The organism is Lacrimispora sanguinis (assembly GCF_044987295.1).
Lineage (GTDB): Bacteria > Bacillota > Clostridia > Lachnospirales > Lachnospiraceae > Lacrimispora > Lacrimispora celerecrescens_B.
The window spans coordinates 3,621,308-3,647,154 of record NZ_CP173277.1 but is presented as its reverse complement, the minus strand read 5'-3'; the positions used below and the strand labels follow the sequence as shown (position 1 = coordinate 3,647,154).

The following is a 25,847-nucleotide window of genomic DNA, read 5'->3' as shown; positions in this document are numbered from 1 at the left end:
TTACTCATCCACATATTCCAGAAAAATTCTGTTATTAAATCCGCCCCTGTCTTTTGCCTTTTTTTCCCGCTCTGCCTCCAATTCCGCCTTTGTATATCCTCTGGCACTGCATAGAGAATATAATACTTCCAGCACATCTGCCATCTCTTCCAGGCTCTTATCCTCCTGATATTCCTTTACCTCTTCATTAAGCTTTTCTTCCAGCTTCCCAATATATTCTTCATCAGTCAGAATGCGGCATACCGCTCTTTTTCCTTCTGCTTCAATTACCTCCGGTATCCTGTCTCTGACTAACTTATCGTACCTTTTAATGGAAAACCCCTTCTTTCCAGTTGATCAATTTAATGGTCCAATGCATTTTGAAAGATACACTTTAAAAACAGTATATCACAATCATGAAAAAATGTCGCTTATTCCTGACAATTATCACAGCTTAAAATTCCTGAAGTTTTCCTTACGCTTATGTTCACTCCCGGAAAATTATGCACCTATTTCTATGCTATGAGCAAAGATTATTTTCCCTTAGTACATATTGGGTAATATTTCACAGCATCAGCATATAATATTAATTAATTCACATGCTATTTAGGGGATTTATATGAATAATACCACTGCAGGCAGGAGAGGAAGCATCAGCCAAGACGGGAGCATCCTGCGCATTGAGAATGCACTAGTAGAGGATGTTTATACGAATAATAGCAGAACCGGTTATATCCTGGTTTCCTATGTGGCACCCGGCCGGAATGAAATGATCAATATTGAACTCTTACAATTGAATGTTGATTGGGACACGATCTTAATTAATCAATTTGGTGACTCTATCAGTCTGTGCAATGTCAGGAAGGGGATGTGGATAAATGCCGAGTTCTCCGCTGCCATGACAAGAAGCACTCCCCCTCAATCAAAGGCTTTCCGGATCGTTGCATTCATACAGACGCCTATGTACCGCATAACGACCGACCGGATTGTTTCCGTGGATGTTGCAAATGGCTTCCTTGATACCGGTAATCCCGACGATGTGACGGACCAGATGAGATTCGTCGTTTCCCGCGCTACAGAAATACTGGATGAGGACAATAATCCCATTCGCTTTAGCTCCCTTCAACCCGGGCAGTTGGTACGGATCGAACATGCCAATTTCCAGACCGCCAGCATTCCTCCACAGTCCACAGCTTATCGCATTCAACTGGTTTAACATAGCTGAAATAGGAAAGACCGCTTATTATCATCACAGGGATAATAAGCGGTTTTTTAAGATTGCTACAGTTCAAACCGTTGATTCGGACCCTCCATACAGGCAGGCGCGGTTACGTCCGCCATTCTTGGCCTCATAGAGTGCCAGATCTGCCTGAAGGATCATATCCTCCAGAGAATGAATACTTCCTGCAGGAGAATGGGCCATTCCAATGCTTGCGGTAAGACCGATGGTGTTCTCATGGCAGTAAATCGTTTTGTTTTCAATGACTGCGCGGAGCTTTTCTGCCGTGTCAAGCATCTGCCTGGCAGAGATGTTCTCCAGCAGGACCACAATTTCCTCACCGCCGTAACGGCCCACAATGTCTTCTTTTGAGAAATGGTTTCTCACTTTGGATGCAATGGTCTCTAACACGATATCCCCACAGGGGTGGCCGTAGGTATCGTTCACCATCTTAAAATGGTCAAGATCGATCATCAGCAGACCATAAGGTTGTTCTATTGCATCATCAGTATTCAGCTTAAGACCTGCAATGTCAAAAAAGGCTGCCCGGTTGTAGATATGCATCAAAGGATCAAAGGTGGCTTTGCCATACAAACTTTTAAGCTGCGTTTCTTTATCCGTGATATCATGGAATACAATGCAGATACCACTATCTTTGCTGCTTTGCCTGATATGGGTCTGAGTTACCTTGTAAAATCTCATCTCACCGTTTATTTGAAGACATAATTCGTTATGATCTTCAAACTGCTTTACCTGTTCCATGATTTCACCGGGAATCAGGGCACTCAGCTCCGGAAACAGCTCCTTGGCCGCCTGGTTTGCATCTAGAAAGCTGAAGTCCCTGCCGCAGACAATAAAGGCATCCGCCATGGATTCAATCACCTGGGCCCGTGCCAGGGGAACCACATTGAGCAGATTCTGATTCCTTACGGAATAAAGGAGCAGAGCCAGCGAAACAGAGACCGCAAAGGGGTTTACGTCAGGCCGAAGGTAATTGTAGGATATGGTATGATAAATATTTACAATGAGGGGAATCAGAATTGACGCCAGCAGGCAAAAGCCCTGGCGTCTCTGCAGTCTGCTCCCCCCTTTTAAGTGCTTAAGAATCCGCCGAACACTGAAAAAAACCAGAAGAAAATTATAAGCTGTCGCCACATAGCTCATTGGACCCGGATACCCCTGGCAGTTGGCAAAATACCCATTATAGAAATATTCAATGCTTATGTAGTGCAGCCGTACAAAAGGAAATGCCTGGGCGGTGAACAGGTTAAAAACAGGCAGTGCAAATAGCAGGCAGTATCTGGAAGCACCGAAGCGCTTTTCCCCATAAACATCCCGCATGAAAAGATAATTAAAAACCACAAGCAGCGGTGTCCCCATTTTCTGTACCCGGACTCCCATAAAGGAGGCTTCCAGAGTGGGGGAAATGATCTCGAGCAAATAACCTGCAGTGTAAAGAAAGGTACAGATGGAAGCAAAGATCAGGAAAAATGACCGCTCGGAACTGTGGCTTGCAACGGCATATACCAACAGCATGACACAAGCCATTGTAGCTATGAGCATGAACCAAACAAATATATTTAACATTGATTTCAACCCCCCACTTTTTCGGATGTTAACAAGAAGGCAGATACAAGCCGATGGTAAACGACTTGCTCTGCCTTAAAATATTATCCGGATTCCTATTTACTCAATATCAAATCCTCTTCCTATAATGCTGCTGCTTATGCTTGCGCATACAAAACTGTCATCTTTCAGGGAATTTACATATTCCCTTATTGCAATCAATTCCTGCAGGTTCCCCGGCTCATTCTTTATAATCGCCTCTTTTTTCAACCACGTTATAGCCAATGGAGGCGACACGGTTTCTCAGACAGACATTACATTCTGCAGCTTCCTCTCCGGTACAGATCTTGTTGTCATACAATTCATATTTCTTCCGGACGCCAATGGGAGATAAATTGGGCATCAGAACATTGGCTCCTGATAAGATCCCTTTTTCTCTTCCCTTGGGATCAAGGGTTCCTAATGCTGTGGTGGAAGGCAGCAGTGCATTCGGCAGCATCAGCCTTAAAATTCCTATGAGAAACAGGGTGAGATCAACACTTCCCGCAGGGAAATCGGCAAAAGGCGTATCCTTATGTGGAATAAAAGGCCCAATCCCCACCATCTGGGGAGACAGTTCTTTAATAAACTCAAGATCCTCTGCCAGACACTCTGCGGTCTGGTAGGGGGAACCTACCATGAATCCTGTGCCCACCTGATAGCCGATCTTTTTCAAATTCCTTAAGCATTCTTTCCGGTTTGCTAAGGACAGGGAATCAGGATGAAGGCGGGAATAATGTTCCTCATCAGCCGTTTCATGGCGGAGAAGATAGCGGTTTGCTCCTGCTTCATAATATTTCAGATACTGGTCATAGCTTTTTTCGCCTATGGAAAGGGTGATGGCACAGTCCGGATACTCCTCCCGGATGGTTTTCACAATGTCCACCATAACCTCATCTGTGAATGCAGGGTCTTCCCCTCCCTGAAGCACAAAGGTCCGAAAGCCGAGCCCATACCCGGACTCACAGCATGAGAGAATCTCTTCCTTGCTTAACCGGTACCGGCTGGCATTTTTATTGCTTCTTCTTATGCCGCAGTAGTAGCAGTCATTTTTACAGTAATTCGTAAATTCGATCAGTCCTCTGATATAAACTTCCTTCTCATAATGATCCTGGCTATAGGTCCTTGCCAGGGAAAATAAATATTCACTGGCATCTTTATCATAATTTTCCAACAGGTAAATAAACTCGTCCTTATCCAGGTTATGAGTTTCATACAGCTTATCAATCAAACGCTTCATTTTCTTTGCTCCTTGCTCTGTAGTTTCCGCCGCTGCCTGGTTTTTTCCGTACTTTACCCCAGAGTTTCCACAAGCTGTACTCTCATGCCATTGGGATCTTTTATAAAGGCAAACTTAACGTGTGGATTTGGCTGAACCGGCTCTCCCAAAATAACCACACCTTTTTCCTTTGCCAGGGAAAGGGTCTGATCAAGGGACTCCACTTCAAATCCCCAGCTGATATCATCTCCCACGTGAATTTCCCTGTCACCGCCGCATATAAATTCGATTTGTGTTTCCCCATCGCCTAAAAATGCAATTTCTGTACCAGGGCCCGCTGGGAATCTTCTGGTTACCTTCAGACCGATGATTTCCTCATAAAATTTGATTGATTCTTCTAAATTCCTAACGTTTAAAGTGCTCCAGCAAAACTTCATAAAAATTCCTCCTGTTTTAATCATCTTTTTATATTTTATATTAGCCTGTGTTAAAAGGATATCTATGCTTAATCATACCAGAATGACATGTTTATTCTATCATTTTCTATATAATAGTTAAAGACAATTTTACAACATTTTTTTCCATTCGGTTCCAATCTTTATTTCAGTAGCCAAAAGTATGATTTTATCAAAAAAGGCCCCAATTACATAAGATTTGTAATACTTTAATCCATTATAATATAAAACATAGAGTCCAGAAAATCTTTTATGGAACGAAATTTTCAACAGGAGGAACCCCTTTATGAAATACGAAAGTAATAAAGTCTGCGATAGCAGTTACTTCCATCAGGAAGAAAGTGCCTACCACGTTTATGGAGAGCGGGATCGTGAAGTAATCGCACTGTTGGCCAACCGATTTATCGGACATAACCCTCAGGCGCCTTATCAGTACCGGTTGGATTTCACATCCGGCATCATATGCGATACAAAGGGTTGGTATCAATTCGATTTTGGCAGACGCTTTTCCCAGGCTTCCGTTGGAGAGGTTTGCTATGGAGCAGGAGATTTATATAGCCACGGCCAAACCATTTCCCAGTTTCAAATTCAATGCTTTGGCCCGACTGTTTTATGGGTAAACGGAGAAAAGGTATTTCATTCCCTCCCCCCTCAGGAAGGCTTAAAATCCTGCTGCACATTATCCATTTCCCTTGAGAAAGGTCTCAATCATTTTCTTTTGGAAACCGAAAAAACGGAAATCGGCTTCGGCCTCTCTCTCCGCCATGCACAACCACAATGGCAGCCCTCTCATTTTACTGCGCCTTTGGCTGAGAGGAAGGGACAGGCAGGCTTCGTCTATTGCCCTCCTATCAAACGGGAGACCGCAGATATCTCTGCCTTGATTGACGGATCTTTTGAAGGACTTCCATGGTTTCCAGGACAGGAGTATGAGAAACCGGTCTCCTCCTGCCCCTTATCCCGGATCTTCGGCCTTGGCAGCCAGGGAACTGCTGCTGCAAAGAGCAGTTTTTTCCATGGGGATTCCGGCAAGGTTCTGATCAAAGGAAGCTCCAGCCAGCCACTAAAGGTCTATATCAACGGGGATTTATCCCTGGATTGGATGGAAGGGGCCTTTGAAAGGGAAGTCTCCCTGCCCAGAGGTATGTATGAGGTAATACTGCTTTGCAAAAAGAAAGCAGGACTGGAAACGGGTCTGACAGTGGAATTGGGGGATGCAGGCGGTATTCTGCCACTTTGCACTGGGATAAAAGGATATGAGGGAAAATGGATCTATACTGGTCTTTTTGATGAAGAAATTCCTCCCATCAGTGATTTAATGAGCATGGATAAGGTGTACGCAGGATCAAATGGCACCTGTTACTGGCAGGCAGACCTGCCGAGCTCCTTCGTGCGAATATTTGCGGAGCAGGAATTATACGGAAAATGGACCTATCCCTGTGGAGTGACCCTTTACGGCTTGTTAAAAGCAGGTGAATATCTTGATCGCCCGGACTGGCTGGAATATGTACAGGAGTATGCCCGGATGACAGCGGCAGTGTATGATTATTCCATTTATGATAAATCGGTATTCGGATATCCGGGAGTGAACACCCAGCTTTGCTGGCTGACCGAGTTAGATGATTGCGGTTCCTTTGGTTCCTTTCTTCTGGAAGCCAACCGGCGGTGTCCCTCGGGAGAAGCCCATGCCCTGGCAGATGTGATTGCTGATTTTATGAAAAACCGCCAGCGTAGGGAACAGGATACCGTGTTCTCCAGAAACGACAACACCATGTGGATTGATGATATGTATATGAGTATCCCGTTTTTATGCCGTTACTACCAGTTAAGCGGAAAAGCGGAATACTTAACAGAAGCTTGCCGCCAGGCGAAGTTATTCAAGCAGTACTTCTTTATGCCGGATCAGAATCTGATGTCTCATATTGTGGATCTGGAATATAAGAAAATGAATAAAATCCCCTGGAGCCGCGGAAACGGCTGGGTGGTGTTGGCTTTATCAGAGCTGCTGCTGATTCTCCCGGAAGATCACCCGGACCACGAAGCAATAGCCGGATTCTTCCATGAGATGGCGGAAGGTATTTTGCGGGTGCAGGATGAAAACGGCCTGTGGCATCAGATATTGGACGATCCTTTCACCTATGAAGAGGCTTCCTCCACTTCCATGTTCATCTGCGCTCTTTCCAGAGGAATCCGTCTCGGAATTTTAAGCCAGGAGCTGTGCCGGAAAAGCATTTCTTCCATTCAGCGGGCATGGAAAGGAATGAAGCAAAGGGTAATCAACCGGAAAGGGGATCTTTACGGTGTCTGCCAAGGCTCTGGCTGCTCCTTCAGCCGCTCTTATTATCAGCAGCTCGGATGGCGTTTCAACGACCCCCATGGAATTGGAATTGCTATTTTGGCGGGAGTTGAAAAGCTCATGCTTGATGATTTCCTTCAACTTAACCATATCTCTGAATAAATAATAGGCTCCTCTTATGGCAGACAGCTTTTCCTATTTGAGCGGTCTTCCATAAGGGAGCATGTTATGTCACAGGCTGAGGTTAAAAGGTACGGATAGCATTGCGGACCTTTTTAGCCTCATACAGAGCCCGGTCAGCATGAATAAAGAGCCTTACCGTATCAACCTGGTCCGATATTGACGCAATCCCGAAGCTGGCCGTCAGTATTAGCGTTGGATAATCCTCAAAACACAGAAGATTCACTCTGGCTTTAATCTCTCCGCAGATGGCTTCTGCCTCTTCCATGCTTTTGTCACAGAACAATAAGCAAAATTCATCGCCTCCGTAACGAAATGGTGTCATATCCAAACAGAATTCTTTTAAGATTTTAGCAAATTCGATCAAACAGCGGTCTCCCACATGATGACCCCAGGTATCATTAACATCTTTAAATTTATCAATGTCTACTATTGCAAGAGTATAGTTCCGGTCTGATGCAGTATCTTCCACATATTTCATTTCAGCGCGGAACGCCTTTCGGTTGTATACTCCGGTCATTTCATCCATATGGACGCTCTGCTGTAATAACTGACGTTCTATCTCTTTTTGTATGCCTGCACTGTTTTTTCTGCGCTCAAACCGGATCACGGCCATAATGGCAATGGAAAAAGCGAGTAATACGAAAAGAGAAATCAGAAAATCTCCCATCCGGTGAGTGTTTTCAAATACACTGATTTTATCTTTGTCCCATTCCAAAAACAGCTCGGAGGTTATAATGGAACTAATACTCGCAAGAGCTGTAACGCATGTTACACGATAGTCCGCATAGATGGCCGTCAGCATGATGGCGATTGCAAAAATATAGTAAGCTGACGTAAACGTGCAGTGCACAGAAAAAAGTACAAAGCCGATCCCTACATAAATAAGTGAAACGGAATAAATTTTATGATTCTGGGAAAAACGCTTTGATTTCATGATCAGCGTTTCGATTGTAATTAAAATAAAGTTTAATCCGCTGGGAATAATCAAAAACTTCAAGTAATATATGTATACCGTTGTTGTCAGCATATCTGAATTGACCAGTATCATTCCCATTGCAATCTCAACCAGCAAAGAAAAGATAACCAGTATCACTGAGGTTTTATAATGAAGCTGAAGCCAGCTTTCATCGATCTTTGTATATTCATCCTGTACTGCCCTGATATACATATCATCTAATTTTTCTTCATTAACAGAAAACTCAAAGCGTTTGAACCCCACTTGCTTACCTCCAGGTATCATGTATGATTAATCAAAACAATCCAAAAATAAAACCCTGAATCCCTTGCCGTACAACGGTCTGATCTACTACGAGATATCTACTACTATAATATCATAACCAATCAACCTTTTTTGATATATTATTTGTCACCGTAATTTTCTATTACATAACTTTCTATGAGCCGAAATCGGCTGCATCCAGGTTAAACCGCACCAGAAATGCAACCAATTATGAAACAATCATAAAAAGCCGTGCAAATACCCTGACTTAATACTTCCCTGAATAGGAAAATACTTTGGAAAAGAAAAGGGGCCTTCCGGCCCCTTAAAAGCCTGTTTAAATCAGGCCTTTATATTCAGTTTGTATTTACCTACCTTTTCTTTCAAAAATTCCGCCTGGCTCCACAGCTCCTCGCTGGCAGCTGCGCTTTCTTCAGAGGTAGCGGAGTTGGTCTGACTTCTTAAGTTGCTGCTGGTCCTTCTCGAAACCACTTTTCTATACTTTTTGCATCACCTGGCTTTGCAAAATAATAACCCTGGATATAATCACAGCCCATCTCCTTGAGAATCTTCCTTTGTTCAGCCGATTCCACCCCTTCGCACACCACCTTTAAGTTCAGTTCATGGGCTAATTCTGTGATGCTTTTAATTACCTGATGCTCTGTTTCGCTTTCAAGTGCTCTTCTTAAAAATGACTTATCAATTTTTAAAATATCAATAGGAAGAACCGTCAAATAATTAAGGGAGGAATACCCTGTGCCAAAGTCATCCAGTGCAATGCTGACCCCAAGGGACCGCAATTTTTTAAGAACTTCGATATTGTACTGGGAAAGCTCCAAGAGAACACTTTCTGTAATTTCCAGTTCAAGCTGGTTTACCGGAAACTGTGTCTCATTCAGAACCTCCTTTACCTGATCATAGAAATTCTCGCTGCGCAGCTGATGTACAGAGATATTTACGGACAGCCTTCCGATTTTATAGCCGCTGTCAATCCAGGCCTTTCCCTGTTTACACGCATTTTTCAATATCCAGCCGCCTAGAGGAATAATTAATCCCGTATATTCGGCTACCTCTATGAACTCAAAAGGCAGAATCATACCCAATTCTTCCGAATACAGCCTTGCAAGGGCCTCCACTCCTCTTATTTCATCCTTTAATAAATCCTGCTGCAGCTGATAGTAAATTAAAAGATTATCTTTTTCCAGGGCTTCCCTGATACATGCTTCCACATTGGATTTTCTGATAATTTCATCATGCATCTGTGTGTCGTAGATGCAGTACTGGTTTTTTCCGCTTTCTTTGGCCTTATTAAGAGCCGTATCTGCGTTCCGTAACACATCATTTGCTGTCTGGCCGGCTTCAAGGCCATGGACAACACCTATGCTGACAGATAAATATACGGATTTTTCCATTAACACAAAGGGAGAGTCAAAGATGCTTAGAATGTTCTGGCAAATCTTTTCTACTTCTTTAGCGTCCTGATGATTCTTGATAAGAATTAAAAACTCATCCCCTCCGAACCTTGCTACCATATTCTCCTGACCCAGGATCTGTAACAGCCGCTTGCCTACCTGCATAAGCAGCTGATCGCAGAAATCAAGCCCAAGTAAATCATTGTGGATTTTAAAATTATCCAGATCTATCATAAGGATGGAATATCTGCACAGTCTCTCACCAATGCATCTTAACGTTTTCTCAAGGGCAGCCATAAACTGCACCTTGTTAGGCAAGCCTGTCAGCATATCATAAAATGCCATGTATTCCATCTTTGATTCTCTATGCTTCCGTTCATCAATATTAGACACTGCACCTGCAAGCTTGCCGGGAAGGCCTTCATTGTCAAAATAGACTTTTCCCTTGTTTAAGACCCAAGTATAGCTGCCGTCCTTATTTCTGATGCGGTACTCCCGGTGAAACTCCCGGGCCTCTCCTTTTAAGCAGGAATCAAACTCAGCCAGCACTGCCTGATAATCATCCTGATGAATGGTTTCTTCCTGTAATATTCCGCGGAGTCCATGTCCTTTCGGGGCATTTCCGGTAATATCGATCCATTTATCGGAAGTAATGAACTCATCGGTTATGAGGTTCCATTCCCAGAGTGCATCATTCGCACTGTCAAGTGCCAGGGTGTAGCTTTCCTTCAGCCGTTCCAGTTCCTTGTGTAGAGCAGCAAGATACTGAATGTTCTCATCCTTTTTAAAGAGCCCCATCTGCACATAGATGAGAACTCCCATAAGGACCAGCACCAGCACTGATATAAACCCTATGACTGCTCCGTTGTTATTGATACTGTTTCCTTCTTTAGACAGCTTCATTGTCCAGCTGGTATCCATGACCGGTATCTTGACTATGTAGGAATTTCTGTCCATCCAGGGTGAATCCCCCCAGATGAGCCCTCCTTTATTATTATAGATACTGATGTGGTAGGACTTCGGTACCGCCTCTCGAATCACCTTGTCCATATAGGTATTAAAGTTAAAAACCACAACAAAAAATCCATTAAACTGCCCGTTCTTATAAAGAGGATACCGTATGACTAACCCCAACAAATTTTCGGTCCCCTTCAGGATAAAGGGATCATTGACCGTTATTATCCTGTTTTTAATCGCCTTATCAAGGGCCTCCTCTACCTCCGGCCGTCCACGTAAGGAGGCACCAAGGGTATAATCATAGGCATCGGGATATACCATATCTGTGATCGTATCCTTATCTTTATGCTGAATATATAAGATGTCTGGGTTTTCCTCTATATATTTGGCTGATAAAATATTAAATTTATGCTTATCGATTTCATCATCAATATCATAATTATAAGCAAGGGAGGTTAATACGCCCTCTGTTATGGCAATATGCTGCTGCACAGAATAGGACACGGATTGTCCGATGCTTGAAAGAAGATAATTGTCTTCTGACTTCTGGGAACGCAAAAGAACGAAAACAATCGTCATAAAAATGATAAGCATAATGACCGTCTGTACGGCTATATATCTGGTATACTTATTTCTCATTACAGCCACCTCGGTACTGGTTTATTGTTTTAACGAGTTGTATACATATGAATTATTGAAATACAATATGCTTATGGAGTATACAAAAATAATCTGCCATGATACAGAATACAGCAGATTAATTTTTTCCACATACTCAATTATGTAGTATATTTGAGTTTTCAGTCAGAACTCCTTTGTATCCAGCTCTGTTTTTGAATGAATGCCAAGCTTGCTATATACACTTCTAAGAAGAGTTTTAAGTAAAGGATCTGGGCATGGGGCATCTCCCTATGCCCCATTTTTCCAGCTTATTTTCTTTCAAAATATTCTGTCATAATATCTCAATTTCTTATAATTTACCATAAAAACCGACATATTTCAACATATAGTAACATGTCATACATTAAAAAGCATATTTATGTTATTTCTGTAACGCCTATTTACTTTCCATTTTACATTAAAAAGAGGCCTCGTTTACTGGTCATAATTACCTCCAATAAACTCAGCCCCTTACCTTTTATGGTCCGGTCGTTACACACCCAGATCACTCTCCAAGGATAGCCTTTCCTCCCTTTACAATGATCCGGCTTTCCGGAATTAATGAGACTGCGCTGGTAATGCAGTCCGATTTAACCAATAGGAAGTCAGCGTTACAGCCAACAGATAAGCCATAATGTTCAAGGCCCATCATTCTCGCTCCGTTTTCAGTACATAAATCAATAGCAGTGTTCATGTCATCTTCGGTTTTAAAATCGTTGCGCATGCTCACAAAACGGGCTCTTTCCAGCATATCTCCCGTACCATAGGGGCTCCAAAAGTCCTGGACATTATCATTGCCTGCACAAACATTAATCCCTGCCGACAGCAAAGGTCCTACCGCAGGTGTTATGTCTGAAAAAGCAGAAGTTACGATATGGATGCCAGCTTTACCCAGCTTTTCGATGAACGCCCTCTTTTGATGCTTCAGGCAAAATGCATGGCTGACCGATACTCTCCCCTGCATTCCAAGAGCAATGGTCTTATCTGCGATTAAATCCAGGGAAAATCCACCCAGATCTCCAGGCTCATGTAAATGAATATCGACCGGTTTGCCGTGCTTTTCCGCAAGTTTAAAAATCGCATCAATACTTGCCTTGGGGTCCCGGTCAATGGATGAAGGATCAAGTCCTCCCACAACATCCGCACCCATTTTCAATGCTTCATCCAAAAGCTCATAGGTTCCTTTCCGCACTACCAGACCGCTTTGGGGAAATGCAACAATCTGCATTGTTAAAATATCATCATACTTTTCTCTTGCTTCCAAAACCCCTTCCAACCCCTTAAGGCCGTTTTCCGTATCTACATCCACGTGGCTTCTCGTAAAGAGGGTTCCTAATGCTGTTATTCGTTCAATATACCTTGATGCCTGAGTAAAGGTGTCAAGACCTGTCTTCCCGCGGAGAGCGCGCTCTGCCTCTATGATCGAAAGCAGGTCTGTTTCCTTATAATCATGCCGGTAATCCATGCCCATAATCGTCTTATCAGGATGGGTATGGGAATCAACAAATGCAGGCAAAAGCAAATATCCGCCGCAGTCATACCGTGTTGCCTCCTGGTTTTCCGCTAAAGCTGCCTGGGGAGCCATTTCCTTAATAAGCCCGTCCTCAACCAGGATCTCCATCGGATGATTATTATAAATCAAGTTATAAAACAGGGTTCTGTTCATTTCCTTCTCCTCTATAAAAATTTATCAATATTTTGGCTTTTAAATGCTATGTCCGTAAAGTTTTCAAATATCCCTCCATGATAGCAATAATAACGGTCTGCATTCAGGGATATCAGTTTATTAAGTGAAGCTTTGGCCGCTTCCATATCCAAGGTAAACTGTGGATTTGCGATGACCAGTTGATTGCCCTCAATAACTGCGGCATCCCCTGTGATAACGGAATTGCTCTCCTTTAGATATAAGGAAATATGTCCCGGCATATGCCCGGGAGTGTCTATGATCTCACAGCCGCCAGCCCAGTCAAAATGTTCCCCGTCCTTAACCTCTATGTCAACGGTAACAGGTTTGACCCTTTTTAAAGATTCGCAGAATTGAATTCCAAAAGGCTTTTGTTCTTCCGGCAGCACATTCAACATTTCTTCCGCCTGTAACAAACGCAGCGATTTTTTCTCACCTGAGATATATCCACTTTCCGTGCGGCCTGCCACCACCTTAATCTCAGGATATTTTTCCTTTATTTCAAATAAGGCTCCCATATGGTCGTCGTCATGGTGAGTGATCAATACCTTTGTTAGGGATCCTGGGTTAATACCCTTGGATTTCATCTCAGCCTCTAATAAAGGCAGGAAACCGGGATATCCGCAGTCTACAAGAACAACATCATTGGCGCTTATTAATAAGACCGGATGAAATGTCCGGGTTTCATTCTGATATTGAAAATTTATATCTAACATAATTATCTGATTCATTTTACTTTACCTCATTCATTTTACTAGCGGATTGCAGACTGGTACTGATTATATAACTTACCGGCCGTCTCAGCAACGAGAAGATATTTTTCCCTGATCTGTTCCTGATCGGACAAAACGAGATATTGCTCCTGCCGCAGCATGCTAATCAAATCTTCAACCTGTGTATAGTAGAGAGCATTCCCAGAATCTCCCGATAACTCTCCTAAACAGTAGTCCAAAACCGCCTCATATGCACCGTTGGCCTCTCTGAACCGACATCTTTTCTTTAAAACATCAAGGTATTGCGAAACATCCCTTGCAAAAGATCTCCCATTCAGCTCAGCTTGATTCTTTCCATAATAGTGGCCAAAGGGCGTTTTCCATGCCATATCCTGTTCCAATGGCCTCACAAGCTCTGTCCGATACCATGTTTTTAATTCATCATATGGAACGCCGGCCGCATTAAAAACCAGCCATTCATTGGATACCATATCAAACCTTAGGGATTCGTCTGCAATGTAGTTAAAGATCGCTTCATTCTTCTCTCTCTCATTCTGATCGGTCAAAGATGCCCAATATATATAGTTATTATCGGCCTGCCCGATAATAAGCAGTTTTCCGCTTCTATTTAAAAAAAGTCGGATCCAAGACTGAGCCCCGCTTAAATCATAATTAGGAGTTACCTTTGAACTGTCATTTACCAAGTTTAGTTTTTTTACATCCATATCATACTGCCTCCAGGCCAAAATTACCTTTGGGATTATTCCAAACTTTTTGTTATCATTCACTTTTCCAATTTCTGCATCCACAGATCAAGTTAATTATACAATTTTTGTTTCACATTTGGAAGGGATTCCTGGAATTATGGGATTAGCCTTGTTCTTAATCCCCATAAGAAACGGACGGCCGCCATAGAAAAGCAGACCGTCCGTTATAGTATTAATTCAAACTTTATTCATTTGTTCAATAACGGACTGGCCTCTCCCATGCAGAACAGGTTAAGCCTATGCAGCGCCCTTGTACAGGCGATGTATAATAGCTTTTTATCATCCTGGCTGTAATAAGTTTCAGCATCTGCATCACATATTATAACAGCATCAAACTCAAGCCCTTTGGACAGATAGACCGGTATAATGAATACACCTTGTAAATCAGTTATGCTTTCACTTTTTATTAATTGGACATCAGCTTTGTCCTTTAAGCTCTCATAGAGGAAAAGGGCTTTTTTTTCAGTTTTACAAATCAATCCGATTGACTGGTATCCCATTTTTAAACAGGATTTCACTTCTGAAACAATCATGTTATGATACGATATTTGGTCATTGGCCGTATATATCTCCGGCTCATCTCCTTTTCGGTTGAAGCTCTTTATCTCCGTACTTTGCTCAAGAAACCTTAACCCATAATTCAAAATTTCATTTGTACAACGGAAGCTTTTGTCCATAGTAACAAGGGAAGATTTTTTCTTATTGAAGATTTTTCTGATCTGTTTGTAAAGAGATAAGTCTTCCCTTTTTTCAAGGGTTTGGTTGATATCTCCCAGAATCGTAAATTTCGCTTTTAAAAATAGCAAATGGAAAATTTCAAAATGAAGGGGATAGTAATCCTGTGCCTCATCAATTACTACTTGCTTAATTGCTTTATATTTATTGATTCCGTATATTTTTAAATTCAAATAAGTGAGAACCGTTGCATCATCATAGTACAGCATATTGGTATCTAAATTTTCCTGAGTAAAAGTTAATATTTGGTCCATACAGCCAGGAAGCTCTATGTCTTTTGCCAGGCTGTAAAAATATTCTTTGTCATGGAACAACTTTCTATAAACATCCTTTATATCAAGTTCCATGAATTTTAACATTTCCTCATTCATTAGAATTTTCTCAGATTTTCTTAAGCGGGTTTTCTTTGACTCGCTGATCAGTTCTAAAATATATTCCCCTATCAGCTTTAATCTAATACCCAGAGGAGTTTCGTTAATTCCGGATAATACTTTCTCTTTTATCATTTCTCCGCTTATAATACACTCACCGTCATAGCAGATATCCTCAAAGTTCATCCATTTGTGAGGCAGATCATCAAGGAACCGATCCAATATTTCCAAAAACTGGCGGGAGGTTTTGAATTCCATGCTGCTTTTTATAATATCCCTGTATTGAGTATTTGAGATCAGGTTTTCCAAAAATTGATTTCTCGATTGAACCTGCTCATTCTTCACTACAGAAGCAATAATATCCTCAAATACCACCGATACAACATGTTCTTCTCCAAGCTCGGGCAATACATTGGAAATATACTGTTCAAATAAGGAGTTTGGTGAAATAATGAGTATATTATCAGCGGCCAGCTTTGAAGAGAGGCCCTGGTACATCAGGTAGGCTGCCCTGTGAAGAGCAATGGATGTCTTTCCGCTTCCTGCCACGCCCTGCACCATCATTAAATCATTTTCCATATCCCGAATGACAATGTCCTGTTCCCTTTGAATGGTCTCTACAATCGTTTTCATCTTAGGAGATGTATTCTGGGACAGCAGTTTCCTTAAAAATTCATCCACAATCTGTACATCAGCGTCGAAATAATACTCCAGCTCCCCTTTGCTTATCTCATACTGGCGCTTTAAATTAACCTCTCCTGTAATCCTTCCGCCAGGGGCATCATAAAATACCTGCCCTAATACAAATCGGTAAAAGACACTTGCTATGGGCGATCTCCAGTCATAAATAAAGAACTCGTTTGTCTCATCCTTTTTTAAAGAGGTGCGTCCAATGTAGATATTTTCAAATATATCTTCATCTTCGAATTTAAAATCAATCCGGGCGAAATATGGGGATTGAATCATTTTCTCCAACAACAATATTTTGTTTTCTACCGCTTCAAAATCGGCTATTTTATCTGTGATCGGGTTTGCATACTGGTTTAAGGCAGCAAGGGCTTCAAAGCCTTCGCTGCTCCATAGATTTGCTATGGAGTGAGATGTATTCTCACGCAGCTCTTTCTTGGCAGAAATTATGGCCGACTTATTCTCTACATTGCGCTCTCTTGCTTGATCCAGCTGCTCTTTCGCTAGAGCAATGGTTTGTTCTAACCTGCTCTTTTCAAATTCTAATTCTGTCCGGTTATTCTCCATAACAAATACCACCTCTCTTATAGAATCGGCAAAAAACTTATTTCCTAAACCGTTATTCAAAATAGTCTAGCACAATCCGAATCAGAAAAACAGTCTTGTTGTGGCCGATTGTATGTGTTATAATTAAGGCAGAGAGAGAAAGGTGATTGCGCAGACGCACAATCACCTTTCTTTTCTATTCCCCTAACCGCGCCTTTTCAAGTGCAGCTATATCCAATTTTTTCATCTTCAGAAATGCCTCTGTGATTCGTTTTATTTCTTCCTGGGTTCCGTTAGCCATAATATCCTCCATGTTATCAGGCACGATCTGCCATGATATGCCAAACTGGTCCTTCACCCATCCGCATTGCTCGAATGGCGATAATCTGATTTCCCCAGATATTCAGTTCACTATAGTTTATCTTTGCCCTATGATCCATAAGCAAATAGCACTCATTGAGAAGTCTTTAGGAATATACAGTTTGAATCAATATACTCCTGATTGTAATCTTTAGTACACTTTTCATTTTATCTTTTGTTTTGCCATTTTACGGCAGAGTAACTTTCATTGATTATATGAATAGGGTGCAGTCCTTTCTTAAGGAATGCACCCTATTCATGTTTACATATCTTAGAAATCCACTTTATCCGGATGAAGCCCTGAGCTTCCACAATCAGTTAACCTGTCTATCCTCTCAACGTCTTGTGCACTGATCTCAAAATCAAATACTTCAAGATTATTATGAATCCTCTCTGGTGTAACAGATTTTGGCAATGGAACGATTCCCTTTTGAATAATCCAGCGCAGACTAATCTGAGCCACGGATTTTTTATATTGATCCGCAATCTCCATTAACACCGGATGCTTTAAAATCTGCCCGTTAGAAAATGGGGCCCATGCCTCCACTAAAATATTATGATCTTTACAAAATGCCACAGTTTCCTCCTGCAGCATGCCAGGATGGAATTCAATCTGGTTTACCATAGGATTAATCTTAGCAGTTGCCATAAGCGGTTCAAAATGATGGGGAAGAAAATTACTAACTCCAATTGCTTTGACTTTACCCTGTTTATAAAGTTCCTCGAATGCCCTCCAGCTCTCACTGTTTGCTTCCTGCCAGTTATTCTTTGATGCTTTCGCAATGGGCCAGTGGATCAGATATAAATCCAGATAATCAAGCTGTAAATCCTCTAAGGTCCGGTTAAAAGCAGCTAACGTCTTTTCATATCCTTTGTCATCATTCCACAGTTTACTTGTTACAAATAATTCTTCCCTTTCAACTCCGGATTTACGGATAGCGTCACCAACGCTCTTTTCATTTCCATAAGCGGCAGCACAGTCAATGTGCCTGTATCCGGCCTTGATTGCATTTTGTACTGACAGCTCTGTTTCCTCTCCGCTGGGAGTACGGAATGTACCAAATCCTATATTGGGAATCTTATAGTTGTTGCTTAGTGTATAAAAATTTTCTTTCATAATTATCATCCTTTTCTATTTATTATCTTATAAAATTAGTCATTACATGGTCTTCTTCTGCAGGAACAGGTATGTTCTCTTTCCCTGCATCAATGATCTTAAGCAGCCAGGCCATTGATCTGGCATTTTTGCGGATAGTCTGGATTCCTTCCTCGTCCTGAATGATTTCCCCTTTATCCATACCATACGCTACAGTCCAATACTGGGATGGCGGTATAACGGTCTGAGCTAAATTAAGGTAGTTATTAAGCTGATGTACTACATCTACACCGCCTGCACGTCTTACCACTGAAATAGAAGTTGCAACTTTATATTTGAAATAATCTGAGCTTGTGAAAAATACCCGATCCAAAAAGGCCTTCATCGTCCCTGCTATTCCTGCATAATATGTCGGGGATCCAAGGATGAAACCGTCTGCCTCCCGCATCTTTTTTGCAGTCTCATTGACAATGTCATCTTTGAAAACACAATGATTTCCTTCGGAGGTCCAACAGTATCCACAGTGAATACACCCGTGGATATTCAGATGACCTATTTGAATAATTTCAACTTCTATCCCCTGCTGCTCCAACTCATCTGCCATGATCTTGAGTGCCTGATTTGTATTACCATTTTTACGTGGACTGCCATTAATTGCTATTACTTTCATAAATCCACACTCCTTTCTTTGCTATACGGAAAGTATAGACCCAACACTTAGATGTAGGTCAATAGTTAAAATAAAAATTATTATTGCATATTACGACAATTTTTATAATTGCCCAGGCTTATATTTAACGAAGCCTATTATAATCATCGAAGAATTGAAACAATATTTTCTTCAAAGCCCTTTTTCAGCTGAGCATCCAGGTATTCAGCTTTTATGGAGTTTAATTCTGCTTCAAGGGGACTGACGCCATTTCATTTAGAAATCTTTCTGAAAAGGAACACCCTTATACATGGTACAAAAGGTACACATATTATGGCTGCAGCCTGCTGTAACCTGTAATAATAATGAATCGGCTTCAAACGGGGGACGATAGAAAGGGATAGATAGGGTTCGTATATTTCATTTCATCTCTCCTTATAATTAATAATACGCTGCTATACACAGAGTTTAGACCCTACACCTAACTGAAGGTCAATAGCAATTATTGAAAAAGTAATTGTAATATGACCGATTCTATATTTTTCATAATTATCCTTGACCTAGAGCTAAGTGTAAGCTGTATAATATGAATAAAAAATTAATTGAGGTGATAAACGTGAACTATACCATAGCACAAGCCGCTAAAAAAATGAATTTAACAATATATACATTACGATACTATGACCGTGAAGGGTTGCTGACTAACGTGAAAAGGGATAAATCAGGCAACCGTATTTTTACAAAGGATGATATGGAGATGCTTTCCCTTATATGCTGTCTCAAGAATACCGGAATGCCGATTAAGAAAATAAAGCAATTTACGGACTGGCAAAATGAAGGTAACCAAACCCTTCATCCCCGTAACGATATGTTAGAAAATCATAAAGAAGATATTTTGACGCAAATTGAAGATCTAAAAAAACATCTTCGTTTGATTGACAGAAAGCTGGATTATTACCATGATGCCTGCCAGGCCTATGATACGAACTCTCCAATTCCAACCTGCTGCGAATATACGGATGATGAATTTTAATTTTAGGCGCTCAAGGTTAATCTTAAGAATATGCCATACCGGACACTTCGCTTGCGTTCTTGTACTAATATAATAACCCTATTCATATTTTATTAAAAAATAATTAGAATGGGGTTAGGATATTGGTAAAAGTTAAGGTTCATTTACAGCCATTAGTAGGTAATATAAATTTACCCACTGTTTTAAAAACAGCTATACTTCCGGGTGACAAGACGGAACGATTATTTATTGCAACCCAGGTCGGAGAAATCTTTTACATAGGAGACGGAGTTATAAAAACTTTTTTAGATATTCGCCCGAGGATCCTGGAACTGGGAAGTTCTTCCGGCGGATATGATGAACGTGGACTACTAGGATTAGCATTTCATCCTGACTTTAATAAGAATGGCCTGTTTTACCTTCATTACTCAGTTGCCGGAACGCAAGGTCCAGGTGCTCTTCCATCATCTTTTAAGCCTGACCCATGTGATCCTGCAACCTTAAACTTAAAGTGGACAAATAGGGAAACGCAATATAATCACATTGATACAGTTGAAGAATGGTTCTTTCAATCCAATGCCCAAACTCAAAAACGCCGCACATTACTTAGTATAAGACGACCATATCTAAATCATAATGGTGTCAACAGCTTAAATTTTTCACCAGAAACAGGAAAGCTTGTATTAACAACCGGAGATGGCGGCGCTGGCTACGATCCATTTAATTTAAGCCAGGATGATATGGAAATTGCCGGTAAAATTATTGAAATTGATGTGACGGTAAATACATCTAATGATAATCCTCCCGTAATTACACGCTTTCAGGAGCTTCCCGTACCCTTTCAGGAAACGCTTATGGTTATTGCCAAAGGAGTCCGTAATATAACAGGCATTTCATTTCAAAAATTTAACAATCAATTTGTCAAATACGTTGGGAATGTGGGACAGGATCTGGTAGAGTCGATTTTTTCATTCGTTGATTATAAACCCATACCTGTCACTAAGCTAATTCAATCTTCTATGATGAATGCCGAGCCGGATCAAGAAGGATTTATTAACTTTGGCTGGCGTGGATGGGAGGGTGCTCTGCCTACTTCAATAATAAGTAACTGCTCTGCAAATCCGGCTTTAAATGAAAAAGTAATGGCTTATTACGATGAAACAATTGCAACATCGGTAAAGCGTTTACCGCCTCTCATCAGTTATTTTCATCAAGATCCCCGGCCCGATAAATTTGGGGCAACTGCGCTTACAGGAGTTCAGCCATACAGGGGAAATGAAATCCCAGATTTAACGGGAAGCGTTGTATTTACTGATCTTGCCAGGAATGAAGGAGCTCCGCCGCCTGTCCGAGGAGCCTTCGCTTATACCAGGGTAAATACCGATTGTAAACTCCAGGATTTTAGTGTAATTGAAATTGATTATGATTTTGGTTCCAAATCAGCTTATTTTGTTAGCTTGGGAACAAATTTAAATCAAACCAGACTATATTTAGGGGTCTATGGGTCTGTGAAAGTAGCTGATCATTACCAAGGTATTGTTTTTGAAATTATTCCATGAATATCAAATACTAATAAGAAGGAGATATACTTATGATTATCAAACCATATTCCAGAAAAACTCATTATTATGAAACCGATCAAATGGGAATTATACACCATGCCAATTATATTCACTGGATGGAAGAAGCACGGGTCGATTTTATGGATCAAATTGGTTTCAGCTATGATCGTGCAGTCAGCACTGGAATCGATTTTGCACTATTAAGTATTTCCTGTGAATACAAATCTATGGTGCGTTTTGGGGAAACGGTTAACATTCTGGCCTCCATTTCAGCCATATCTATTTCTAAAATGACTGTCCAGTATCAAATTACGGATGCAGCCACAGGCAAATTAAGAACAATCGGCGAAAGTACGCATTGTTATTATGACTCTAATAAAAAGCGTCCGGTTTCTTTAAAGAAATCTTTGCCGGAATTGTATGATTTGTTAACCTCCCTCTGTGAATCAGAGCAAGTTTAATATGGCTTAAATATTGAGCATAAAAATACCGCCAACCATTGTACAGTTGGCGGTATAATCTTATCTTATCCTTTGCATCTTAACAGGAAGAGCAACGAGATCAGTCGTCACAACATTTAATTTGGATACAAGCTGTCGCAACATTATTGTCAAGATTTGGATCTGGTGTTGTTGAACTGACTTGTGCTGTATTAATAATTTTACAAGAACATGTTTGCCGGATACATCCTTTTATAATAACAACTCTTGATGTGCCTGCTGGTATTGTGCCTAAGTTAATACTTCCCGGCCATGGCTGGAAAGCAAAACCATCGTCCAGTGAATACATCGGTTTTTTAAGAATGTTTGCCAGGCTATCTGTTAAAACAACATTATGAGCATCTGCCGGGCCTGCATTTGAAACCACGATTGTAAACACCACCAGTTCTCCGCAGCATGCCACTTTCTTGTTTGCAAATTTCTTCACAGAAACGTCTGCCTCTTCTTCCGCAGCAGCTCTTACCTCTACACATATCGATGATACGTTGTTAAAAAGGTTAGGATCCGGAGTTGCTGAGATTGCAATTGCCGTATTATTAATACAGCCGGAAGCTGCTGTTTCTGATACTGTTCCTCTTATGATAATCGTTCTTGATGCTCCAGCCTGTAATGCCCCGATATTAAGAGATCCCAGCCATGGATTGAATGTTACTCCTTCGTCGATTGAATATTCCGGACCTGTGATGTTGGACGAAATATTATCATTTACAATTACATTTTCCGCAATATTTGGTCCTGCATTGGATACTACAAGAGTGAACGTTATTACTTCACCTGGAGCCACTGGATTGGGGCTTGCAGTTTTTGTAATTGATACATCTGCTTGTGCAGGGGCTAAAATTGGTGTCTCTGTCGTTGAAGTGTTGTTCTCCGGATTTGGGTCTGGTGTAGGAGAGCTGACTGTAGCTGTATTTATAATAATGCCTGCTGCTGTTGGGCTTACTGTTCCTCTTATTATGATAATTCTTTCCGCTCCTGCCGGTAAGGTTCCTAAATTAAGAAATCCCAGCCATGGATTAAATGTTACTCCTCCATCGATTGAATACTCTGGATTAAGAATAGAACCTGGTATACTATCCATCAAAAGAACATTCTCTGCTGCATTTGGACCAAAGTTATTAACTACAATTGTATAGCTAAGCGGCTCTCCCGGTATAGCAATTGCCTGATTACTTTGTTTTACTACAGCAATATCTGCTTCGAGAGCTGATACTGGAGTTTCTATCGTTGAAGTGTTATTCTCCGGATTTGGATCCGGTGTCGTGGAGCTAACGATTGCTGTATTGGAAATCACGCCTGTTGCGTCAGGGCTTACAGTTCCTCTTATTATGATAATTCTCTCTGCTCCTTCCGGTAAAGTTCCTAAATTTAGGAATCCCGGCCATGGATTAAATGTTACTCCTCCATCGATTGAGTACATTGGATTAAGAATAGAACTTGGTATACTATCCATTAAAAGAACATTCTCTGCTGCATTGGGACCAAAGTTATTAACTACAATTGTATAACTAAACGGCTCTCCCGGTACGGCAATTACCTGATTACTTTGCTTTACTACAGCAACATCTGCTTCGACAGCTGATACTGGAGTTTCTAACGTTGAAGTGTTATTCTCTGGATTTGGATCCGGTGTCGTAGAGCTAACGATTGCTGTATTGGAAATCACGCCTGTTGCGTCAGGACTTACAGTTCCTCTTATTATGATAATTCTTTCTGCTCCTGCCGGTAAAGTTCCTAAGCCAAGAAATCCCGGCCATGGATTAAATGTTACCCCTCCATCAATTGAGTACATTGGATTAAGAATAGAACTTGGGATGCTATCCATTAAAAGAACATTTTCTGCTGCACTTGGGCCAAAATTATTAACTGTTATCGTATAGCTAAATGGCTCTCCTGGTACTGCAACTGCCTGATTACCTTGCTTTACTACCGCAACGTCTGCTTCGACAACTGCTACCGGAGTTTCTAGGGTTGAAGTGTTATTCTCTGGATTTGGATCTGGTGTAGGTGAGCTAACCGTTGCTGTGTTCGTAATAACGCCTGTTGCTGTTGGGCTCACAGTTCCCCTAATAAGAACAATTCTTACCCCTCCTGCCTCTATTGTACCTAAGTTAAGGCTTCCGATCCATGGGTGGAAAGTCACTCCGTCATCTATTGAAAACTGTGGATTGAGTATATTAGTTGGAATACTATCCGTTAGAAGGACACTTTCTGCATCGGCTGGGCCAAAGTTTGAAATTATAATCGTATAGGTGAACAACTGCCCTGGGACTGCAGTCTGATTATCACTTTGCTTTACTACAGCAATATCTGCTTCGCCTGGTAATTCTTCAACCATAAGAGGAACTGGGTTGGATTCTTCTGAGAAGTTACCTGGTATGCCACCCTCTACAGGTGTATATGAGTAATCGATTGTTGCTGTATTTATAGCAGGATTCGGATTCGGAATGCCTTCAACTCTTACCTGAAACATCACTTCCGTGACGGATCCACCTGGAATATCCGGCAGCGGAAAACCTATATTAGGATCAACTCCCAGCTCAGGAACTCCATTAACCGTTACACTTCCAGGTATGAATAATAAACCATCTGGTACATTATCCTTAAAAAATACATTAGTCAGAGGACTGGTACACGTATTTGTTAATTTAACTGTATACGTTACGATATCGCCCACATTTGCAGTAAATGTGCTGCTTGATTTAACTGGAACAAATGTTGGTACTAAGATTTCCTGTAAAGCAACATCATCAATCGCATAATCGTTTCCTACAACAGCTTCTCCTTCACTGAAGAATTCTACTGTAATTTGAGTGTTATTCATAGAATTAATGACAGTTCCTATTTGTTTCCACTCTGGTGCGTTTATATTAACTGGAATTTCAACTCCTAATGCTTGCTGAAACAGTACATTACCGTTTTGATCCAGGATTCTGACACCTAACTGTGCCGGCGGAAAACCTGTTACTTTAAAAAGATTAAGAATCCATGTGCTGAATAAATAATTAGTATTAGGTATAACCGGTACTGTAGACCTAAAGAATACGGCTCCTGGGTTAAACCCATTTACTACCATCATTCTTCCGGTTTCATTTCCTGTCGTATGGTCAGCGATACGCCACCAAGCCCCTATAACATTGCTCATTGCATCTGTCATAAGATTTTGCACCGTATATTCCCCATCGATTGGTGTAAACTTTGTTGGATCAGGTACTACATAGGTAAAATCTGGTGTAACATTGGGATACGGTGCGACCGCAGGTCCTGTATTAGCCGGTGTACCTGGTGGAAAGAATCCAAACGTTCCGTTATCTGCATCTGTAATAATATTAACATTAGATACAGTTGTGCACGGGTCTAATATCGTTGCAATCGGTGTATAAATCACTGGTCCATTTAGTATATTTTGATTGGTTACATCTGCTCCTGTTACTGTAATTAATATTGTGTTAGGCGTTAAACAATCCAAGTTCGTTGACCCTGCAGGGGGATTCGCTACGAAACTAATGGGGGGCGTTGCAGCTGTAGGAACTGGTCCTGCTACTGCCAGGGTAAAATTACCTGGTGTTGGTACTCCCCCCGCAGTACCAAACGCCTCTACGATTCTATAGCTGCCATTTGGAACATTAATAAATGCATAATTTCCTGCAGCATCTGTAAGAACTACAAGCCTGACACCTGTTGTTATATTCTGTAATACAACAGGTACATTCGCTATTCCAGAATCTCCAGCATCTATAGTAGCACTTCTATTTCTATCAAATATAATTCGACCTGATACTGTTGCCATATTATCACTCCTTTATATGAATTCTGTAATACTATAATATTCTGCCAAGCTTTTAATGGTGACAGCCCCGTCCTTTTGCACCTGCTCTCGTAACTCAAACGTTACCTTTTATCCTCTTTAAATTTTGGCATAAAAAAGAGAACCTTTTTACAGTTCTCTTAGTTTTTATTT

The 25,847-nt window shown here is 41.2% G+C and carries 20 protein-coding genes; 5 read left to right on the top strand and 15 right to left on the bottom strand.

What is annotated here, in order from left to right; translation table 11 throughout:
• Window positions 1-144, bottom strand: a complete 144-nt coding sequence (locus ACHZES_RS16970) for a hypothetical protein (protein ID WP_395547041.1) — start codon at window positions 142-144, stop codon at window positions 1-3.
• A gap of 454 nt (window positions 145-598) precedes the next feature.
• Between ACHZES_RS16970 and ACHZES_RS16965 the strand changes: the two genes are divergently transcribed.
• Window positions 599-1,195 (top strand): hypothetical protein, encoded by a 597-nt coding sequence (locus ACHZES_RS16965; RefSeq protein WP_154526466.1) that lies wholly within the window; start codon window positions 599-601, stop codon window positions 1,193-1,195.
• 72 nt (window positions 1,196-1,267) lie between these two features.
• Here ACHZES_RS16965 and ACHZES_RS16960 read toward each other — a convergent pair whose 3' ends face one another.
• The 3 genes from ACHZES_RS16960 to ACHZES_RS16950 all read right to left on the bottom strand — a co-directional run bounded on the left by ACHZES_RS16960 (window position 1,268) and on the right by ACHZES_RS16950 (window position 4,459).
• The gene (locus ACHZES_RS16960; RefSeq protein WP_038277470.1) at window positions 1,268-2,785 is read right to left on the bottom strand and encodes a diguanylate cyclase; all 1,518 of its coding nucleotides are present in this window, start codon (window positions 2,783-2,785) and stop codon (window positions 1,268-1,270) included.
• Window positions 2,786-3,005: 220 nt separating this feature from the next.
• Window positions 3,006-4,043 carry a [FeFe] hydrogenase H-cluster radical SAM maturase HydE gene (gene hydE, locus ACHZES_RS16955; protein WP_038277672.1) on the bottom strand — a complete coding sequence of 346 codons (1,038 nt, stop codon included), beginning with the start codon at window positions 4,041-4,043 and terminating at the stop codon, window positions 3,006-3,008.
• Between the two features lie 53 nt (window positions 4,044-4,096).
• Window positions 4,097-4,459, bottom strand: a complete 363-nt coding sequence (locus ACHZES_RS16950) for a VOC family protein (RefSeq protein ID WP_395547042.1) — start codon at window positions 4,457-4,459, stop codon at window positions 4,097-4,099.
• 304 nt (window positions 4,460-4,763) lie between these two features.
• Here ACHZES_RS16950 and ACHZES_RS16945 point away from each other — a divergent pair, with 304 nt between their 5' ends.
• Window positions 4,764-6,935: a glycoside hydrolase family 105 protein gene (locus ACHZES_RS16945; protein ID WP_395547043.1), complete on the top strand. Its 2,172-nt coding sequence runs from the start codon at window positions 4,764-4,766 to the stop codon at window positions 6,933-6,935.
• An 82-nt stretch (window positions 6,936-7,017) separates the two neighbouring features.
• Here the strand turns inward: ACHZES_RS16945 and ACHZES_RS16940 are convergent, their stop codons facing one another.
• From ACHZES_RS16940 to ACHZES_RS16895, 10 genes are all read right to left on the bottom strand, one after another.
• Window positions 7,018-8,175 carry a diguanylate cyclase gene (locus ACHZES_RS16940; protein WP_395547044.1) on the bottom strand — a complete coding sequence of 386 codons (1,158 nt, stop codon included), beginning with the start codon at window positions 8,173-8,175 and terminating at the stop codon, window positions 7,018-7,020.
• A gap of 342 nt (window positions 8,176-8,517) precedes the next feature.
• Entirely contained in the window at window positions 8,518-8,667 is a 150-nt protein-coding gene (locus ACHZES_RS16935) for a hypothetical protein (RefSeq protein ID WP_395547045.1), read from the bottom strand.
• Window positions 8,637-11,183, bottom strand: coding sequence for an EAL domain-containing protein (locus ACHZES_RS16930; RefSeq protein ID WP_395547046.1), 2,547 nt, complete (start codon window positions 11,181-11,183; stop codon window positions 8,637-8,639). Before ACHZES_RS16930 ends, ACHZES_RS16935 begins: the two co-directional genes overlap by 31 nt.
• Window positions 11,184-11,709: 526 nt before the next feature.
• Window positions 11,710-12,870 (bottom strand): amidohydrolase, encoded by a 1,161-nt coding sequence (locus ACHZES_RS16925; RefSeq protein ID WP_395547047.1) that lies wholly within the window; start codon window positions 12,868-12,870, stop codon window positions 11,710-11,712.
• Window positions 12,871-12,881: 11 nt separating this feature from the next.
• Entirely contained in the window at window positions 12,882-13,604 is a 723-nt protein-coding gene (locus ACHZES_RS16920; RefSeq protein ID WP_395547048.1) for an MBL fold metallo-hydrolase, read from the bottom strand.
• 38 nt (window positions 13,605-13,642) lie between these two features.
• The gene (locus ACHZES_RS16915) at window positions 13,643-14,326 is read right to left on the bottom strand and encodes a hypothetical protein (protein WP_154526452.1); all 684 of its coding nucleotides are present in this window, start codon (window positions 14,324-14,326) and stop codon (window positions 13,643-13,645) included.
• Between the two features lie 230 nt (window positions 14,327-14,556).
• Window positions 14,557-16,728: a HelD family protein gene (locus ACHZES_RS16910; RefSeq protein WP_395547049.1), complete on the bottom strand. Its 2,172-nt coding sequence runs from the start codon at window positions 16,726-16,728 to the stop codon at window positions 14,557-14,559.
• Between the two features lie 175 nt (window positions 16,729-16,903).
• Entirely contained in the window at window positions 16,904-17,065 is a 162-nt protein-coding gene (locus ACHZES_RS16905; RefSeq protein WP_242843030.1) for a hypothetical protein, read from the bottom strand.
• Between the two features lie 273 nt (window positions 17,066-17,338).
• Window positions 17,339-18,184, bottom strand: a complete 846-nt coding sequence (locus tag ACHZES_RS16900; RefSeq protein ID WP_395547050.1) for an aldo/keto reductase — start codon at window positions 18,182-18,184, stop codon at window positions 17,339-17,341.
• 22 nt (window positions 18,185-18,206) lie between these two features.
• Window positions 18,207-18,833, bottom strand: a complete 627-nt coding sequence (locus ACHZES_RS16895; RefSeq protein ID WP_154526446.1) for a flavodoxin family protein — start codon at window positions 18,831-18,833, stop codon at window positions 18,207-18,209.
• A gap of 565 nt (window positions 18,834-19,398) precedes the next feature.
• Here ACHZES_RS16895 and ACHZES_RS16890 point away from each other — a divergent pair.
• The 3 genes from ACHZES_RS16890 (at window position 19,399) to ACHZES_RS16880 (ending at window position 21,847) form a co-directional block, all read left to right on the top strand.
• On the top strand, window positions 19,399-19,845 hold the full coding sequence (locus ACHZES_RS16890; protein ID WP_154526444.1) for a MerR family transcriptional regulator: 447 nt from the start codon (window positions 19,399-19,401) through the stop codon (window positions 19,843-19,845).
• 122 nt (window positions 19,846-19,967) lie between these two features.
• Complete coding sequence (locus ACHZES_RS16885) at window positions 19,968-21,383, top strand: PQQ-dependent sugar dehydrogenase (RefSeq protein WP_395547051.1); 1,416 nt, start codon at window positions 19,968-19,970, stop codon at window positions 21,381-21,383.
• Window positions 21,384-21,415: 32 nt separating this feature from the next.
• Window positions 21,416-21,847: a thioesterase family protein gene (locus tag ACHZES_RS16880; RefSeq protein ID WP_154526440.1), complete on the top strand. Its 432-nt coding sequence runs from the start codon at window positions 21,416-21,418 to the stop codon at window positions 21,845-21,847.
• 100 nt (window positions 21,848-21,947) lie between these two features.
• On the opposite strand, the gene ACHZES_RS16875 is transcribed toward ACHZES_RS16880, so the two are convergent.
• Window positions 21,948-25,676: an SdrD B-like domain-containing protein gene (locus tag ACHZES_RS16875; protein ID WP_395547053.1), complete on the bottom strand. Its 3,729-nt coding sequence runs from the start codon at window positions 25,674-25,676 to the stop codon at window positions 21,948-21,950.
• Window positions 25,677-25,847 lie beyond the last annotated feature (171 nt).